Source organism: Arthrobacter sp. S2(2024), assembly GCF_036662515.1.
Taxonomy (GTDB): Bacteria; Actinomycetota; Actinomycetes; order Actinomycetales; family Micrococcaceae; genus Arthrobacter.
On the sequence record NZ_JAYKZI010000002.1, the window covers coordinates 253,920 to 270,889 of the forward strand.

Below are 16,970 nucleotides of genomic sequence, written 5' to 3' on the forward strand. Positions count from 1 at the left end.
GATTTCGCTGCTCACGCGTCTACTCCTCCACTTTCAATTGCCGCGCCGCTTTCGAAGTGCGGACGAATCCTGTTTTCAAACATCGACAGCGCCGAACCGATGGCCATGTGCATATCGAGGTACTTGTAGGTGCCAAGACGCCCGCCGAAGAGTACATTCTCTTCCGCCGCCGCCAAATCCCGGTACTTGAGCAGCTTCTCCCTGTCGAGTGCCGTGTTGACCGGGTAGTACGGTTCGTCGCCCTTTTCCGCGAATCGAGAGAACTCACGCATGATCACGGTCTTCTCCGTCTGGTATTCGCGCTCGGGGTGGAAATGCCGCGGCTCGATGATCCTGGTGAACGGGACGTCGTCGTCGTTGTAGTTCACAACGGAGGTCCCCTGGAAGTCGCCCATGTCCAGGACTTCCTCTTCGAAATCGATGGTGCGCCAGGACAGGTCTCCGGCGACGAAGTCGAAGTAGCGGTCCACCGGGCCCGTGTAGACGACGGGAATCTTGCCGACAACCTTGTCCTTCGAATACTCATGGGAGTTGTCGAAGAAGTCCGTGTTCAGCCGCACTTCGATGTTCGGATGCTCGGCCATCTTCTCGACCCACGCGGTGTATCCGTTGGTCGGAAGGCCCTCGTACTTGTCGTTGAAGTAGCGGTTGTCGTAGTTGTAGCGGACGGGAAGCCGGGAAATGATCCCTGCCGGCAGGTCCTTGGGGTCCGTCTGCCACTGCTTGCCGGTGTAGTGCTTGATGAAGGCCTCGTAGAGTGGACGGCCGATCAGCTGGATGCCCTTGTCGTTGAGGTTCTGCGGATCGGTTCCCGCAAGTTCGCCAGCCTGCTCCTGAATGAGTGCCCGCGCCTCGCCGGGCTTCAGGTTGGCCCTGAAGAACTGGTTGATCGTTGCCAGGTTGATGGGCAGGGAGTAGACCTCGCCCTTGTGGACGCCGTACACCTTGTGCACGTAATTGGTGAAGGTAGTGAACCGGTTGACGTATTCCCAAACCCGTTCATTCGAGGTGTGGAACAGATGCGCACCATACCGGTGCACCTCGATGCCCGTTTGCTCTTCCATTTCGCTGTATGCGTTGCCTCCGACGTGGTGCCGGCGGTCGATGACAACAACCTTCAAGCCCAGCTCGGTGGCTGCCTGTTCTGCGATTGTCAGGCCAAAAAAGCCCGACCCGACAATGACGAGGTCAGCGGTCACAAAATCTCCTGGTTCGAATATGGGCAGCCCAATGGTGTGCATTGGCTGCAGGTCAAGCCTACCCGAGATGGCGCGCCCGGTTTTCGAGCCGGCCCCTCCCCGGGCGAACGAGTGCCACGTTTTCCACATAGGCCAACTGCCCAAGAACACCCGGTGCTCAGCACAAATATCGTGGGAGAACAGCAGACGCGCGAACCGAAGGAGCGGACACAATGACATTCCATTGCACCCTTGTCCGGGCCCCGGGGGCGTTACGGCAAAGTGAGCCCATCGAACTGACCATGGCCGCGGGAAACGGCACACCCGGCGCCGTCGTCGAGGCCGCAGTCGCGGCTGAGTTCGGAACCGGAAAACTCGCGGTCGATGGACTGCCCCTCGGCGGCCTCACCGTTGGTTCGGCGCCGCTCATCTCGGGAGCTGTGTTGGTGGACGGGGCCGGTCAGGAGGCGCGGGACACCCGTGACGGCAATCGGAGTCCGGCAGCGTTGTCCTTGCTGGTGCATGCCGGACCAGCCGCGGGCCTGGTCATACCGTTGGAACGGGGCGCTTACACGATTGGCCGGAGCAACGCTGATATCTGCCTCCCGGATCCCGATGTTTCCCGGGTTCACGCCGTCCTCACGATCTCCGAAACAGCCGTCACCATAAGCGACACGGGGAGCGCGAACGGAACAGTGGTGGATGGACGCAAAGTCCGCTCCGCCCACCTCTCAACCGCTTCCAGGATTCGATGTGGTGGCTCGGTCATGTCAATAGTCTTCGGCGACGATGAGCACGGAGCGGAGTCGCTGGGGACCGCAGGCCTGGGCGTCGCCGAGCCGATCCTGGTTCCCCGGCGCCATGATGCCGGCAACCGAACGCAACTTCTCCTCACGGCCGGGCTCCCAGTCCTGCTGGGAGTCGGAATGGCACTTGCCACCGGCATGTGGATGTTCCTCGGATTCACCGCAATTTCGGCCATTGCGATTCTTGTCCCGGCAATTTCGGGAAAACGCGAGCGCCGCCTTCTGGCTGCCGCGATCGCGGCGGCCGTCGAACAGGATCGGGCCAGACGACGGCGGTGTTCACCATCCGCCGCTGAGCTCGCCTTTGCCGTCAGCTCAGCAGCCTGCCTCCCCACGGAACACGGACGAAGGCAGTTGACACCGCCAAGAACCAGCACAACGCAAGGAACCGGCACGGTTAAGGGAGCCCGTACGAAGCAAGCCTCGGGCGCAACGCAAGGAACGGCGGGCTGCCGCGATGTCTGGCTCCGGCTCGGCACCAGTCCGCAGAATGCCCGCGTTGCGCTCGATCCCGCGGACCCGGGCTTTCAGCCACCGCATTTAGGCCCGGTTCCGGTAGTTCTGGATCCCTCCCTGCAAACCGTTTCCCTCTCGGGACCCGAAGCCAAGGTGCAAGGAATGTTCAGATTCCTACTCATGCAACTGGCCGCCTTTCCGGGCGCAAGCAACGTCCCCGTCCTCATACACGGAGCGATGACCCACTTGCCGTCAAGTGCCCGGTTCCTCCCCCGCGTCACCTTGACCACGGACTCCTCTTCAGCCGCAACTGTTCTTTCCGCGCCCACGGACAGACCGGGAGCACTGTTTCTGGTGGGGCCGGAACGTGATCCCACCCTCGGCGCACTCCGGGCGGCGGCGATCGAGTCCGGATGGAGAGTCTTCCAACGTTCCGCAGGCGGGGACGAAAGCAGTTGCGCGGTCGAACTGTGGAGCAATGGCGCAATCCTCCGCTCGTGTCTATCGGAAACGGAATTTGACCCTGACCTTGTACCGCACCTTGTCTTCGACCGCTACTGTCGGTCATTGGCGAGATTGCCCGGCTCGGCGGCAGAAGGGGCGCCGCTTGTCCCCTCTTGTTGCCAACTTGCCGAATTGCTTCCGCCAGAGCCTTCAAGCATCGCGGACCGCTGGAGCGCTTCTTCAGTACGCGGAGGGCTGTCTGCGGTCATCGGGCAAGGAACCGACGGACCCCGGTCGTTGGACCTGGTTTCAGACGGCCCGCATCTCCTCGTTGCTGGAACTACGGGATCGGGAAAGTCAGAGCTTCTGCGCACGATAGTGTCCGCAATCTCGCTGGCCCACAGCCCGGACAGGGTCAACTTCCTGTTTGTTGATTTCAAGGGAGGTTCGGGCCTCGGGCCGTTGCTCGACCTTCCGCAATGCGTCGGAATGCTGACGGACCTCAGCGAACACGAGCTCGAACGTACCCTCTCCTCCCTCCGGGCCGAGGTTCGGATGCGGGAAGCGACCCTTTCGAAGGCCGGGGTCCCTGATTTGCCAGCATATTGGGCCAAAGCCGGCGGAACCGGGGGCGGGGGCGAGTCGGGACGAAGGAGCCGGTTTCCAATACTGCCCCGTCTTGTACTTGTAATCGACGAATTCAGGATGCTCATTGAAGACGCCCCCGATGCCTTGGCCGAATTGATGCGGATCGCCACGGTAGGACGGTCTCTGGGCATTCACTTGATCATGGCTACACAACGTCCACAGGGTGCCCTGAGTGCGGACATCCGGGCCAACGTGACTACCAGCATTGCCCTTCGCGTCCAATCAGAAATGGAATCCCGGGACATCATCAACTCACCGGCGGCGGCATCGATTCCGGTGTCTCGACCTGGCCGGGCATATATGGTTCGCGGAGGGGAGGATGCCGAGCCCTTTCAGTCGGCAACTCTTGCGGGCAGCGAAAAGGCCCCGGCGCTCACAAAGGCCGTTGCATTGCCGACAACGGGGTCGCTCCGCTTCGGCGGTTGGTCTGAAACAGCCGACGCAGCGACTCAGGGGGCGATCGCGACGCCAGCAGAAGCCGCCCGTTCCATTATTAAGGCGATCAACCAGGTTTGGGACGTCCGCGGGCGTTCAGCACCCCGGAGACCCGTTGCACATCCGCTTCCCGAATCCGTTCCGTTTCACGATTCCCCCGGCATAGCGGCAATCACGGGAAAGCGCGCGGCAAGCGGATCGCCGGCAGGGCCGACAGCCTACCTTGGCTTGGCAGACTTGCCGGCGCAACAACGAGTTGCCGGCTTGTATTGGACTCCGCTCGTCCACGGGAATCTTGGACTCGTTGGTCCTCCTGGGAGTGGAGTCGACGATACCTGTAAGGCGGCAGCGGCGCAGCTTGTTGGAAGTGCCGAGGAACTCCATCTCTATATCCTCGACGGGGACGGTTCGTACACCGACGTGGCAGCCCAGGGACGAGTGGCGTCCGTCGCCTCCTCCACCGACAGCAGGAGGGGAGTCCGCATCCTGGAGAGGCTCGCGGCTGAGATGTCGTCGCGGCAATCCCCGGGAACCGCCGGGCAGGTCCCGCTTCTGCTGGTTATCTCGAACTGGGGTTCGTGGGTCTCCGAGTTGCGCGCCGGAGCGCTGGCCTGGGCAGAAGACGTTGTTCATGCGATCGTCCGCGATGGACCAAAGGCAGGAGTGGCTGTTCTTGTCACCGGCGATCGCGAACTGACAGCGTCACGCATGTTCGCGTCAATCCCCAACCGCGCCTACTTTCCCACCGGGACAACGGAAGAAGGGCGCTTGGCGTGGCCGCGTTTCGTGGCTATGAAGCCTCTGACAGGCCGGGCGGTCGTGAGTGGCAACCTGCTTGACGTCGACACGGCAGTCGCGCAGCTCGTGGCGCCCCCTCCAGGCGTGGCCTGGCCATACGGCGTGCCCCCGGAGCCCGCACGGCGCCCATTCCGGGTGGATCCCCTGCCGCAGTTCATCCGGGCTTCGGATCTCGCTGCCCATAGCCGAACCGAAACCGCTTCCCTCTCCCGCGCTCGTGCGCAGGGGTCGGTACTCCTCGGGATTGGAGGGGACGAACACGAACCTGCTTGGATCACACTGCCGCGCCCAGGCATCCTCCTCGCCCTTGGCACTCCCGGTTCCGGCAAGTCCTCGTTGCTCACCGCGTTGGCCATGCTCAATCCAGGCCATCATTGGTGGGCGCCACCCGAAGGGACCGATCCTGATGCCTCTTGGGCTGCATTCCACCGGGATGCGCGCCGCAGGCTCGTGGGAGCAGAAGTCATCCCCCTCGTGGACGACGTCGATCGCCTCAGCAGCGAAACCGCCGTCCTCCTGGCTGAACTTCCCGGCATGGGCTTCTCAGTCGTGGCGACTGCGGGAAGCCCAGCCCTCATGCAGCGGACGCCGCTTGCTTCCCTGGCCGGAAACCACGGAACCGGACTTCTCCTTGGCAATGCGCCGCCTGCCGCTGCGGATTTCTTCGGCGTGCGCATCGCCGCCGAACAAGCGCCGCCACCGGGTCGTGCTGTCCTCATTGAGAATGGACGAACACGCTCCCTCCAGATCGCCGCTCCGGGTTAGGAAGCCGTACCAAAGCGAAAACAGCTAGAGGGCGGCGCGGGATCCGCCCGCCCGGGAAGCAAAGGCAACCACCCGCTTGTCGAACAAAAAGACGATCGCGGCCAAAGCCGGCACCACCATGGCCAGGCCGGCGAGAACCAGGCCTCCGGTCATGGTGGGAAACCCGATGGTCAGGGCGAACAGCTGGGCAACCAACGCCGGTGCCCGGGTCCAACGGTAGCCACGGAACAGGAAGTGTCCCACGGCAAACAACAATGCAGAAAAGGCCAGCAGAAGGCCCAAAGTAAATACGGCTCCCCAGAATGAGGCCACCGGAGCCCCTGTCACGAGCTCGTATATATACAGCGCCCCGGCGATCAATAGTGCGAGGGCTTCCAGCACAACCACAATCGAAATAACAACGATTCCTGCAGGACGCGGTCCTCCGCCGATTGCCCGGCCTAAGTTATCGCGGCTGGTCCCCTGGCCGTCGTCGCCGGGCGCTGCTGGGTGATGGTGGGGGTTCAGAGGGGGTCTTGACACACTGGCACACTACCGGACATAGTCGAATACCTGTGAGTAGGCCGGTATCCAATGTGATGCATCGCTCACGGTTTCAAACGCTTGAACCCCTTGTTTACATGGCGTTAACATGACACGCTTGACTCAGACGACCAAGGGGGCCCAATGGGTCCCCTTTCCTATGAAGCCTCTCGTGAATATTTTCACAAAAGGCTTAACTAGTACTCACGAATGGAGTGACTGATCAGCATGGATTGGCGTAACCGCGCAGCCTGCCTTGACAAGGACCCGGAGCTTTTCTTCCCCGTAGGCAACACCGGCCCTGCGCTTCTCCAGATCGAGGAAGCGAAGAGTGTCTGCCGTCGCTGTCCCGTCGTGGACACATGCCTTCAGTGGGCCCTTGAGTCGGGTCAGGACGCTGGCGTCTGGGGCGGAATGAGCGAGGACGAGCGACGTGCACTCAAGCGCCGCGCCGCCCGCGCCCGCCGCGCTTCCTAAGCGACTCGGCCCGCAAAACACAACGCCTGAGGCAAAGAGAACACACGAAGATGGCCCGGACTGATAAGTCCGGGCCATCTTCGCATTTCTGACCGCGGTCAGAGACAGAGCGCGTCGCCAGCGGACGGCGTCAGCTCCGGACGAGGTTCACGACGATCTCGACGGCGGTGCCGCCGCCGTCGCGCGGCCGCCACTGGATGCTGCCACCCAATTCGCTCGTGACGAGCGTCCGCACAATCTGAAGGCCTAGACCTTCCGTGTATGACCCCTCGGGCAGCCCGACACCATCATCGGCGATCGTCACCGTGAGGAGTTCATCGCCGCGCTCCCCCGTGGACCGATCGGCCATGAGCCAAACCGTTCCGGCCCGTCCTTCAAGGCCGTGCTCCACCGCATTCGTCACGAGCTCATTGATGACAAGAGCAAGGGGCGTGGCAAAGTCGCTCGGCAACTCGCCGAACAGGCCCGCGCGCTCGGTCCGGACGTGCTGCGAAGGGGACGCTACTTCTGCAGAGAGCCGGAACTGGCGTCCAATGAGTTCATCGAAATCAACGCTCTGCGTGAGGCCTTGCGAAAGTGTCTCGTGAACCAAGGCAATCGTCGCCACTCGCCGCATTGCCTGCTCCAGGCCTTGCTTCGCCTCATCGCTGACCATCCGTCGCGACTGCATGCGCAGCAAAGCCGCCACCGTCTGCAGGTTATTTTTGACGCGGTGGTGGATTTCACGAATTGTCGCGTCCTTGGTCACCAGCTCGAGCTCACGGCGTCGCAGTTCGGACACGTCGCGGCACAGCACCAAGGCTCCGAAGCGATGCTTCTCGTCACGCAACGGAATCGCGCGCAACGACAAGCTGACACCGCGGGACTCGATCTCGCTCCTCCAGGGCATCCGACCCGTGACGACCAGCGGCAATGTCTCGTCCACCATCCGCCGGTCCTTGAGGAGTCCTGCGGTTACTTCCGCAAGGGACCGTCCTTCCAAGGTTTCCACCTCGCCGAGGCGACGGAAGGCGGAGACACCGTTTGGACTCGCATACTGGACGATCCCGTCGGCGTCGAGCCTTATCAGGCCGTCACCCACGCGGGGAGCGCCACGGCGGGAACCCGTCGGTGAAGCGAAATCCGGCCAGAGTCCCAGCGTTCCCATCCGGAGCAGATCGTAGGCGCATTGCCGATAGGTGAGCTCCAGGCGGGAAGGCATCCGCGAACTGGAAAGGTCCATATGCGACGTGACGACGGCAAGGGTCCGTCCGTTCCTGACCATGGGAACCGCCTCGACGCGCAGGGCCATCTCGCTGCTCCAGCTCGTTTCGCTGGAGCGTTCGATGGAACGGCTGGACCACGCTTTGTCGACTATCGGTCGCAGATCCGAGCGGATGCCTTCCCCGACGAAGTCCGCATGAAACACCGTGTGGCTCGTCGACGGCCTCACGTGAGCAAGCGCGATGTAACCGAATTCAGGATGCGGAAACCATAGGGCCAAGTCCGCGAACGCCAGGTCGGCGACCATCTGCCAGTCGCCGACCAGGAGGTGCAGCCATTCGGCATCTCCAGGCCCGAAATCAGCGTGCTCCCTGATGGGGTCTGTAAAGATTGCCACTGCACCTCCATATAACGCCCGGGCTTGTCCCTAGCGTCGAACGATTGACCTCAAGAGCCTCAATGCTACCGACAGAGAAGCCATGTCGTCGGCCTCCAGCGCGTTGACCTCGTCGAACATGCTCTTCGCGCGGCCCAATTGCTCGGCATTGATGCCTTCCCAGGCCCGCAAACGGGCCTCGGCGTCGAGGTCGGCGTCGGTCGATTCGAGCACCGATGTCGTCATGTCCGCTACGGTCGAGTAGAGGTCGTCGCGCAGGGCTGCACGGGCAAGAGCCTGCCAGCGGTCATCGCGCGGGAGCGCGGTAATTCGCTCCAGCAATGAATCGACGTGGAAGCGGTCGAATACTGTGTAGTAGACGTGGCTGACCTCTTCCACACGGGCGTCGCGGCTGTGCGTGATCTTGGCGATGTCCAGGAGCACGAAGCTCTCGAACAGCTCGGCCCAGCGATGGGCGAGCGTGTCGGGAAGTCCCCACGAGCGCGCCTTTTCGAGCCAGCCGGTAACGCGCTCTTTGTCGCTGCCGCGCAAGTAGTCGAGCACCCGGGCCCGCATCGGATCCATCATCGGCTTGAATTCCGCGACGATCTCCGAGATCGGCTTCGAGGCGTTGCCCTGGCTCAGCAACCAGCGAACGGCACGGTCCAGGAGCCTCCGGATGTCGAGGTGGACGGTGCTCCAGTGTTCCGTGGGGAACGAGGCAGGCAGGGCATTGAGCTCCCGCACCATCGACTCGAGTTCGTAGATCTCACGGAGGGCTACGAACGCCTTGGCGACGGCGACCTCGGTAGCCGAGGTCTCCTCCATGGTGCGGAAGGCGAAGGTGATCCCGCCCAGGTTGATCATATCGTTGGCCACCACGGTGGCGATGATTTCACGGCGCAAGGGATGGGTGTCCAGTTCCGCGTCGAACCGCTCTCGGAGCTGCTTCGGGAAGTAGGAGCGGATCGTCTTACGGAACCAGGGGTCGTCCGCCAGATCACTGTCCCGCAATGCCGAGCCCAATTCGATCTTGGCGTAGGCGGCGAGCACGGACAGTTCCGGGGACGTCAGGCCCTGGCCCTGTTCCAACCGTTCGCGAAGCGTCTCGGTGGTCGGCAGCGCTTCGAGGTCCCGTTTGAGGTCGGCGGACTTCTCGAGCCAGTCCATCAGGCGCTCGTAGCTCGGGCTCCATTCGGCGACGCGAGTGCGGTCGTTGAGCAAGAGGATGTTCTGATCGATATTGTCTTCGAGCACAAGGCGCCCGACCTCGTCGGTCATGTCGGCGAGGAACGAAGTGCGCTCGGAAGCATCCAGTTTTCCTGCGGCAACCATCCGGTCGACGAAGATCTTGATGTTGACTTCATGGTCGGAGCAATCGACGCCGGCAGAGTTGTCGATTGCGTCGGTGTTGAGGATGACACCCTGCAGAGCGGCCTCGATACGTCCGCGCTGCGTCATTCCGAGGTTGCCGCCTTCGCCCACGACTTTGACGCGGAGTTCGCGCCCGTTCACGCGGATGACGTCGTTTGCCTTGTCTCCCACCTCGGCGTGGGACTCGGTGCTGGCCTTGATGTACGTTCCGATTCCGCCGTTGTAGAGGAGATCGGCCGGAGCGAGGAGGATTGCACGCAGAAGTTCAGGCGGACTCAGCTGAACCGTTCCGTCCGGCAGGCCAAGGGCACGGCGGACTTCCGGCGAGATCGGGATGACCTTGGCCTGGCGGGGGTAGACCCCGCCGCCTGCGCTGATGAGCGAGCGGTCGTAGTCGTCCCAGGAGGAGCGGGGAAGCTCGAAGAGACGCTGCCGCTCGCCGAAGGACGAAGCCGCATCCGGCGTCGGGTCCAGGAAGATGTGGCGGTGGTCGAAGGCGGCCAGCAGGCGGATGTGCTTGGAAAGCAGCATTCCGTTGCCGAACACGTCGCCGGACATGTCGCCGACGCCAACCACGGTGAATTCCTCGCTCTGGGTGTCTAGGTCCAGCTCGCTGAAGTGGCGTTTGACCGACTCCCATGCGCCGCGGGCCGTAATGGCCATGGCCTTGTGGTCGTACCCCACGGAACCACCGGAAGCGAATGCGTCCCCCAGCCAGAATCCATACTCGGCGGCCAGGCCGTTCGCGGTGTCCGAGAAGGTAGCGGTGCCCTTGTCAGCTGCCACCACCAGGTACGAATCGTCGTCATCCTGACGGACAACGTCCGACGGCGGCACAATCTTCTCGCCGTCGGCTGTGGTCACGAGGTTGTCGGTGAGGTCGAGCAGGCCGCGGATGAAGGTCTTGTAGCTTTCGATGCCCTCGGCCATCCATGCGGCACGGTCAAGTGCCGGATCCGGAAGTTGCTTCGCGAAGAATCCGCCCTTGGCACCGGTCGGCACAATCACGGCGTTCTTGACGGTCTGTGCCTTGACCAGCCCGAGGATCTCGGTCCGGAAGTCTTCACGGCGGTCCGACCACCGCAAACCGCCACGGGCCACCTTGCCGAAGCGCAAGTGCACGCCTTCAACGCGAGGCGAGTACACCCAGATCTCGTACTTTGGCCGCGGGAACGGCAGTCCGTCGATCGTGGTCGGATCCAGCTTGAAGCTGACGTACGACTTGCCTTGGAAGTAGTTCGTGCGCAGCGTCGACTCGATGAGGTTGACGAAAGTCCGCAGGACCCGGTCGGCGTCGAGCGTTGCCACCTGGTCAATTGCTTCGGCCAGTGCGGCGCGGGCGCCCTCCTGGCGGGCCGGACGCGCGGCGTCAGGCGACGACGGATCGAAGCGCGCCCCAAAGAGGTCAATAAGGCCGCGGGCAACCTCCGGGTTGGCGAGGAGGGTATCCGCTATGAACTCGAAGGAGTTGGTGTTCCCCATCTGGCGCATGTACTTCGCATAGGCGCGGAGCATGACAACCTGCCGCCAGTGGATACCTTCCCGGAGGACGAGCCGGTCGAAACTGTCGGACTCCACCGCACCGGTCACGGCGGCGCTGAAGGAGTCCGCCAAGAGCTGGCCGGTAGCCACGGGATCGACACCGGCGGGGTACTTCAGGCCAAGGTCGTAGAGGAAGAAGTCCCGGTGGTCGGCAGTCTCAATCTCGAAAGGCCGCTCATCGAGAACCTCAAGGCCAAGATTGTGGAAGTAGGGCAGGATCTGGCTCAGGCTCTTCGGTTCCAAAAGGTAGAGCTTGACGCGGGCATCCTCTTCGAGCAGTTCGCCGGCGCCGTTGGGCAGGTAGACATGCACGCCGGGGACCGCCTGGACAGCGACGGCGTCGCGGTCGGTTGTGGCGGCATACTTCTCGAAACGCTCAATGTCCTTGAGGGCGTCTTCGACTTCGTAGTCGACCCGGTAGCCGGCGGGGAACGCATCTGCCCACAGGGCGGACAACCGCTCGGCATCCAAACCGCTGGTGTTCTCGCGGAGCACCTCCGCAATTCCTTCGGCCCAGGACCGCGAAGCCCGGACAAGCCGCTTTTCGAGTTCACCGGCGTCGACATCGCGAAGCTCAGCCTCCCGCGGGAGCCGGATACGGAAGAACACCCTTGAGAGTGCGGACTCCGTGATCCGGGCCTCGTAGTCGATGCTCTCGGCTTCGAAAGTCTCGCGGAGTTCCTGTTCAATTCGCTGCCGGACGTTGGTGGTGTAGCGGTCACGGGGCAGGTAGACCAATGCCGACATGAATCGCCCATAGATGTCCGGGCGCAGGAAGAGCTTCGTACGACGCCGCTCCTGCAGACGCTGAATGCCCAAAGCCGTTGCTGCCAGGTCCTCGGTCTCTATCTGGAAGAGTTCGTCACGGGGGTAGGTCTCGAGGATACCGACAAGGTCTTTGCCAGAGTGTGAGTCCTGGGGGAAACCGGCCGAGCGGAGCACGGCGTCGACCTTTTCCCGAACGATCGGGATGTTCCTTACGGAACCGGTGTACGCGCTCGTTGCGAAGAGGCCGATGAAGCGGCGCTCACCGTTGACGTTGCCGGCAACATCGAAGCTTTTGACACCGATGTAGTCCAGGTACGCAGGGCGGTGAACGGTGGACCGCGAGTTGGCTTTGGTGATGACCAAGGCACGCTTCTCGCGCGCCTTCCGGCGTCCGGCATCGGTGAGGTGCTGGATTTGGTGCGGGTGGTCCCCCGCCCTCAAGAGTCCCAAACCGCTTGCTTCACGCAACTCGAGTACGTCTTCACCGTTCTCGGTGATGAGGTCGTATTCCCGGTAACCAAGGAACGTGAAGTTGCCGTTGTCCAACCAACGCAGCAGGTCCTGCGCTTGCCTGAGTTCCGCGATGTCTTCCGGGTGGGCCACTTTGTCCAGGGACGATGCCAGCTCGAGCGCCTTTGTGCGCATTTTGGGCCAGTCTTCGACGGCGGCCCGGACGTCGTTCAGGACGCGGTGGATTCCGTCCACGAGTTCCTTCTGGAAGTCGTCGGCCACCCTGTCAACCTCGACGGCGATCCACGACTCCATGTGGGAGACATTGTCACCTTGGGCGATCAGATGGGCGATGTTCGGCATCGCCGCGGTGTCACCGCTCGAGATGCCGATGTTCGACGGCACCCGGGCAATGTCGGACAGGTCGCCGGTGAGGTGGTCACGCGAAACCACGAAGAGCGGGTGCATGACGAGCCGGATAGCGCAGTTCTGGCGAACGAGTTCGGCGTTCACCGAGTCCACGAGAAACGGCATGTCATCCGTGACGATGTACAGAATGCTGCGGTCACCCTCATTGGCGATCCTGACGTTGGCAGTGCCCGGCTTGCGGCTCTGCCCCGCTTCCCGGTGTGCCGCCGCCCTGGAGGTCAACTGCTCGGCAGCGTACCGGCGCGCGTCCTCCTCTGCGAGATGCTCGTAGTAGTCCCCGAAGAATCCCTCCCGGACTACTGCAGGTTTAGAACGATCCTCCACGCTGGATCCTGACGACATCGACAAACGCCTCCATCACATCTCAATTGCTGCGTCCTTGCAGCCCACATGGCGAGCCTAACGCTTTAGACGACGCCTTGCTCTGGAATAAATGACAGAGGATTTGCGATTTTGCTGGACAGGTGCACATACCATATTTGCGATGGCGAGCCGCAATGGAGATTCGGGCGCAGCCTCGAAGAGGACAGAGCCGGACAACAGGGCCACGTCGCAGGCTTCAGGATCGGATGGCAGCAACGCTTCGATGCCTTGATTGGGTCCGTACCGCTCCCATGCTTCACGGAGTTCACGTTCGGGTGAGCGGCCAGCGGATGCGGCCCGGACCTTGTTCAAAACCACTCGGGGAGCCGCGTGCGGGACAGCCTGTTCGAGCTCCGCGAGGCCACGCACGAGTCGCGGAACGCCAACGGCATCGGCCGCGCCGACGGCGTAAACGGTGTCCGCCAGTTCGATACTGCGGAGGGTCGCGGCATTGCGTCGAGGGGCCATGGTGTCGAAGCTGAGTTCTTCGTCCGCTTCAAGGCAGAAACCTGCGTCGACTACGACGACGTCCGCGATCTCCTTGGAGAGCTCAAGCACCGAAGAGAGCGCGGCGGCCCGGAGCTCCGTCCACCGGTCCGCGCGCGTAATGCCGGTAAGAACCCGGAAGCTGGTGGTTTTGGCGAAGACCGGCGCGGCGATCCGCTTGAGCGATTCGGTATCCAGCAATCCTTGGTCCGCCAGTCGACAAGACTGCGCCAGTCCGGCGGATTCGTCCAGCAAGCCCAGCGAAGCCGCGACGCTGGCCCCGTAGCTGTCTGCATCGAGGAGGATCACTGACTTGCCTTCCGCCGCCAACTCTGCAGCAATGTTGACCGCCACAAGAGTCCTGCCAGGCGCCCCGGTAGGCCCCCAGACCGCGATGATCCGGCCAGCCCCGGCCGGCACGTGTTCCGGTTCTTCCGGCGCATCGGTGGGACGGAGTTCTGCCGCAGTATCCGCAAACCCGGAATCCCGAGGCTCCGCGCGTCGTCTTCCTTGTCCGGGCGACTGGCCTACGGCATCGGAGATCCTCGACGCCAGCGTTGCCGAATCGACATCGAGCGACGCCGTCACGACGCCGATGCTGCGCAGGCGACCCTCCTCTCCCGGATCGTCGCTCAGGGCGACGATGGAGACTCCGACAGCCGCCAGCCGGTCGACCAGCGACGCCGTCAATTCCCCAGCGCCTTCGGCGATGACTGCGGCGCGGGCGAGACCGCTTTGGCATGCGGCCAGGAGTTCGGCGAGTTCACCACACCGACGCACCACCGTCACCGGCCCGTGGAGCCGTTCGAGTCCGCCGACCAAATCTTCCCGGGATTGCCCGACTGTGACAACCGGGATACTCACTTGCCGGCACCGCCCGGATTCCACACCACGGCAATCTTCGCTTTGTTTGCCTGCGCACCAAGAAGGTTCGGCATCTGCTCATCGGTCACCAGGACCAGAACCACCTTCTCCTTGGACGCTCCAAGGGTGGAGGCACCCTCCGTGACCTGGGCGATCTCCGCCCCGGGCAACAGCAACTGCGGCGTGCCGAAACCGTTGCGCACATCGGGGTGGGCCACCCAGACGTCGACGCGGGATCCTGCCACAGCCTGGGAAGGCAGCGATTCCTGGATCGCGATCGCCACCGGCTTGCGGTCCAAGGAGTCGGCGGCGCCCAGGCTTTCCTGCGGGACGAGTTGGTTCTTGGCAATTCGCTGGATGGCAACTCTTCCCTCCGGCAGACCGCCAGCCAGAGTGACATAGCTGGACTCAACGTCGTCGAGCCGGACCTTGACAACCGCAAGATCGTCCTTGCTGACTTTCTGGCCCACGGCAATCGACTCGCGCGCCGCATAGACCTGAATGGTGCGGTCCGCGGTTCCAACGAGGGCGATGACGCCGGCCAGCGATGCCAAGACCAGGAGAATCCCCACCAAAAGCCGCGGATCCCTCCATGACGGTTTCCTGAGCCGCGCTGCAGCGGCCGCGGTAGTTACACCCATCCTGCTCCCCCGTTTGTTTTGTTAGTCGGCGTCGACCTTCAGTGGCCTTTATTCTGACCGCATCTGGGTCCCTTCCGAAAGCCACATGCCTCAAATTACGTCAACCTGTAGATAACCGCGGCAAGTGGATCGAACAGTGGCAAAATGGATGCATGCCCCGATTCCTCACCCTCGCTGATGTCGCCGAACAACTTCAGATCAACTCGCCGCAGGCATACGCTCTGGTGCGAAGCGGTGAGCTCAAGGCCATCCAAGTGGGCGGCAGGGGCCAGTGGCGCGTCGAAGAAAAGATGCTGGAGCAGTACATCGAGGAACGCTACGCCGAGGCCAGCAGGATCATCCAAGAAGCCAAATCCAAGTCGTCCTGATCTCCGTCCAGCGCCCCAGGACAACGACGGCGGGGAGCCGGCCGGGCTAGAAGTCCTGGCCCCGCAATGAACGCAGCGCGGCAAGTGACTGGAACGGAATTGTTGCCACAGATACGACGTTCCCGGACCGGCGGACCTCGCCCGGCAACATCACCGCGAGATCAAAGTGGTCCTTGCCCACGCGGTCAATGACGCCCCGCATCGTCCGCTCCTCCTGCGCCAACTCAAGCAGATGAACCGCCAGTTCCGCCCTGTCACGGGCCAGCATTCGCAGTGCGCTGGCCAGGCCAAGCCGCTGTGATGCCTTCGATTGGCCAGCCCGGACCTGCCGGCCCAGGCCCTGATACGCCAAAGCCGCTGCGACGGGGACCAACCACTGGTGGCGACCTTCGTCCAAAACCACCGATTCGCTCCCGACATGACTAAGCGTCCCTGACACCTGCGTTCCGGATCGGAGCTTCACATCAATCTTCCGGCCGATCGCGCCACGCAGCCTGTCGGAGACGTCGATTCCGGCGATCTCCACACGTGCCCGCTCTGAAATTTCCGATTCAAGTCCCAGCAATCGCTCAGAGGCCAACTGTGCCTCCATGTCTTCAAACAGAGCATCCCAACGCATTGCGTCAGCGTAAGCGGGCATCCCTCGACGGTCAATCTTTCTTCATCGACAATCCATTCCTAGACAAATGCCACTCGTTGTGACCAAAATAATTCAAACATCATTAAATAGCATCAAATTGCACATACTTGCATCAACTGGGTAAGGGGAACCCATGGAACAGACGAACAGGCCCGTTCGGAACGATGTTGCAATGGCGGTGACCATCCTGGTGCTCGCCCTTTTGCTCGCTGTCACTGGACTGATCTTGGTTGACCGATGGAACTCCGCGGCAGGACGACTCCAGACACCCATGTTCGAAGACCTCCTGGGATTTGTCGCAACTGCCTCCGGTCTGGGGATCGGCGCCTGGTGGATCGCCACGTTCATCCTGGCAATGGCCGCCGCGCTCCTCCAGCAAATGGGAAAGAACCGCTGCGCGAGCGCCACTGCCAAACTCAGCCCTGCGTTCATGCGCAGACTGGCCGTTGCAATTCTGGGCCTGAATCTCGCGGGAATCCCCGTGGCGAATGCGGCACCGGCACAGTTTGAACCAGCGTGGAGCCCGGCGAACGGCTCAAACTCGTCGAGCGGCATCTCTGCCCAATGGAAACCCTCCCCTAGTCCTTCTCCCCATCGCCCGGCCATTCCCTCGTTTGAGTCCGGCTCGTTGGAGATCAACCCGCATTGGCAACCCCGCGCACCTGCCACTGCGCCCGGGCTCCTGGGTAACGGGCCGCAGCGTGGCGCCGAACAGCCTGCTTCGCCAAATCAACGCGAAGTGGTGGTGAAACAGGGCGATTCACTGTGGTCGATTGCCGCCCGGCAGCTGGGCCCCATGGCCAGCGACGTCGACATTGCCCACCACTGGCCGAGGTGGTACTCCACCAACCGGCATGTCATTGGAGACGACCCTGGGCTCCTCCTACCGGGTCAGGTCCTCCAACCACCGCCGAACCAGTGACCCAGCCCAACCACC

11 protein-coding genes are annotated in these 16,970 nt (G+C 62.7%); 4 read left to right on the forward strand and 7 right to left on the reverse strand.

The annotated features are described in order from the left end of the window. Positions 1 to 11: 11 nt before the first annotated feature. Positions 12 to 1,199 carry a UDP-galactopyranose mutase gene (gene glf / locus VLA65_RS04850; RefSeq protein WP_059387555.1) on the reverse strand — a complete coding sequence of 396 codons (1,188 nt, stop codon included), beginning with the start codon at positions 1,197 to 1,199 and terminating at the stop codon, positions 12 to 14. A 212-nt stretch (positions 1,200 to 1,411) separates the two neighbouring features. Here glf and VLA65_RS04855 point away from each other — a divergent pair, with 212 nt between their 5' ends. Then, a complete protein-coding gene (locus VLA65_RS04855; protein ID WP_332601924.1) occupies positions 1,412 to 5,530 on the forward strand; it encodes an FtsK/SpoIIIE domain-containing protein in 4,119 nt (1,372 codons plus the stop codon). A 24-nt stretch (positions 5,531 to 5,554) separates the two neighbouring features. Here VLA65_RS04855 and VLA65_RS04860 read toward each other — a convergent pair whose 3' ends face one another. Further along, complete coding sequence (locus VLA65_RS04860) at positions 5,555 to 5,962, reverse strand: hypothetical protein (RefSeq protein ID WP_253257159.1); 408 nt, start codon at positions 5,960 to 5,962, stop codon at positions 5,555 to 5,557. Positions 5,963 to 6,280: 318 nt separating this feature from the next. On the opposite strand from VLA65_RS04860, the gene VLA65_RS04865 reads away from it, so the two are divergent. Then, positions 6,281 to 6,529, forward strand: a complete 249-nt coding sequence (locus VLA65_RS04865; RefSeq protein WP_003804966.1) for a WhiB family transcriptional regulator — start codon at positions 6,281 to 6,283, stop codon at positions 6,527 to 6,529. 130 nt (positions 6,530 to 6,659) lie between these two features. Here VLA65_RS04865 and VLA65_RS04870 read toward each other — a convergent pair whose 3' ends face one another. Genes VLA65_RS04870 through VLA65_RS04885 form a run of 4 tightly spaced genes read right to left on the reverse strand, consistent with a single transcriptional unit; the run spans position 6,660 to position 15,025 of the window. After that, entirely contained in the window at positions 6,660 to 8,129 is a 1,470-nt protein-coding gene (locus VLA65_RS04870) for a sensor histidine kinase (protein ID WP_332601925.1), read from the reverse strand. Between the two features lie 30 nt (positions 8,130 to 8,159). Continuing rightward, entirely contained in the window at positions 8,160 to 13,013 is a 4,854-nt protein-coding gene (locus VLA65_RS04875; RefSeq protein ID WP_332601926.1) for an NAD-glutamate dehydrogenase, read from the reverse strand. A 57-nt stretch (positions 13,014 to 13,070) separates the two neighbouring features. Continuing rightward, positions 13,071 to 14,384 (reverse strand): AAA family ATPase, encoded by a 1,314-nt coding sequence (locus VLA65_RS04880; protein ID WP_332601927.1) that lies wholly within the window; start codon positions 14,382 to 14,384, stop codon positions 13,071 to 13,073. After that, positions 14,381 to 15,025: an SAF domain-containing protein gene (locus VLA65_RS04885; RefSeq protein WP_059387547.1), complete on the reverse strand. Its 645-nt coding sequence runs from the start codon at positions 15,023 to 15,025 to the stop codon at positions 14,381 to 14,383. Before VLA65_RS04885 ends, VLA65_RS04880 begins: the two co-directional genes overlap by 4 nt. A gap of 152 nt (positions 15,026 to 15,177) precedes the next feature. Between VLA65_RS04885 and VLA65_RS04890 the strand changes: the two genes are divergently transcribed. Next, on the forward strand, positions 15,178 to 15,393 hold the full coding sequence (locus VLA65_RS04890) for a helix-turn-helix domain-containing protein (protein WP_059387549.1): 216 nt from the start codon (positions 15,178 to 15,180) through the stop codon (positions 15,391 to 15,393). A gap of 46 nt (positions 15,394 to 15,439) precedes the next feature. Here VLA65_RS04890 and VLA65_RS04895 read toward each other — a convergent pair whose 3' ends face one another. Further along, a complete protein-coding gene (locus VLA65_RS04895; RefSeq protein WP_059387548.1) occupies positions 15,440 to 16,012 on the reverse strand; it encodes a hypothetical protein in 573 nt (190 codons plus the stop codon). A gap of 154 nt (positions 16,013 to 16,166) precedes the next feature. On the opposite strand from VLA65_RS04895, the gene VLA65_RS04900 reads away from it, so the two are divergent. Continuing rightward, a complete protein-coding gene (locus VLA65_RS04900) occupies positions 16,167 to 16,955 on the forward strand; it encodes a LysM peptidoglycan-binding domain-containing protein (RefSeq protein ID WP_059387546.1) in 789 nt (262 codons plus the stop codon). Positions 16,956 to 16,970: the final 15 nt, after the last annotated feature.

Coding starts and splice junctions, on each gene's coding strand:
- VLA65_RS04855 (WP_332601924.1), top strand. CDS start 1,412: ATGACATTCCATTGCACCCTTGTCCGGGCCCCGGGGGCGTTACGGCAA.
- VLA65_RS04865 (WP_003804966.1), top strand. CDS start 6,281: ATGGATTGGCGTAACCGCGCAGCCTGCCTTGACAAGGACCCGGAGCTT.
- VLA65_RS04890 (WP_059387549.1), top strand. CDS start 15,178: ATGCCCCGATTCCTCACCCTCGCTGATGTCGCCGAACAACTTCAGATC.
- VLA65_RS04885 (WP_059387547.1), bottom strand. CDS start 15,025: ATGGGTGTAACTACCGCGGCCGCTGCAGCGCGGCTCAGGAAACCGTCA.
- VLA65_RS04900 (WP_059387546.1), top strand. CDS start 16,167: ATGGAACAGACGAACAGGCCCGTTCGGAACGATGTTGCAATGGCGGTG.
- VLA65_RS04875 (WP_332601926.1), bottom strand. CDS start 13,013: ATGTCGTCAGGATCCAGCGTGGAGGATCGTTCTAAACCTGCAGTAGTC.
- VLA65_RS04895 (WP_059387548.1), bottom strand. CDS start 16,012: ATGCGTTGGGATGCTCTGTTTGAAGACATGGAGGCACAGTTGGCCTCT.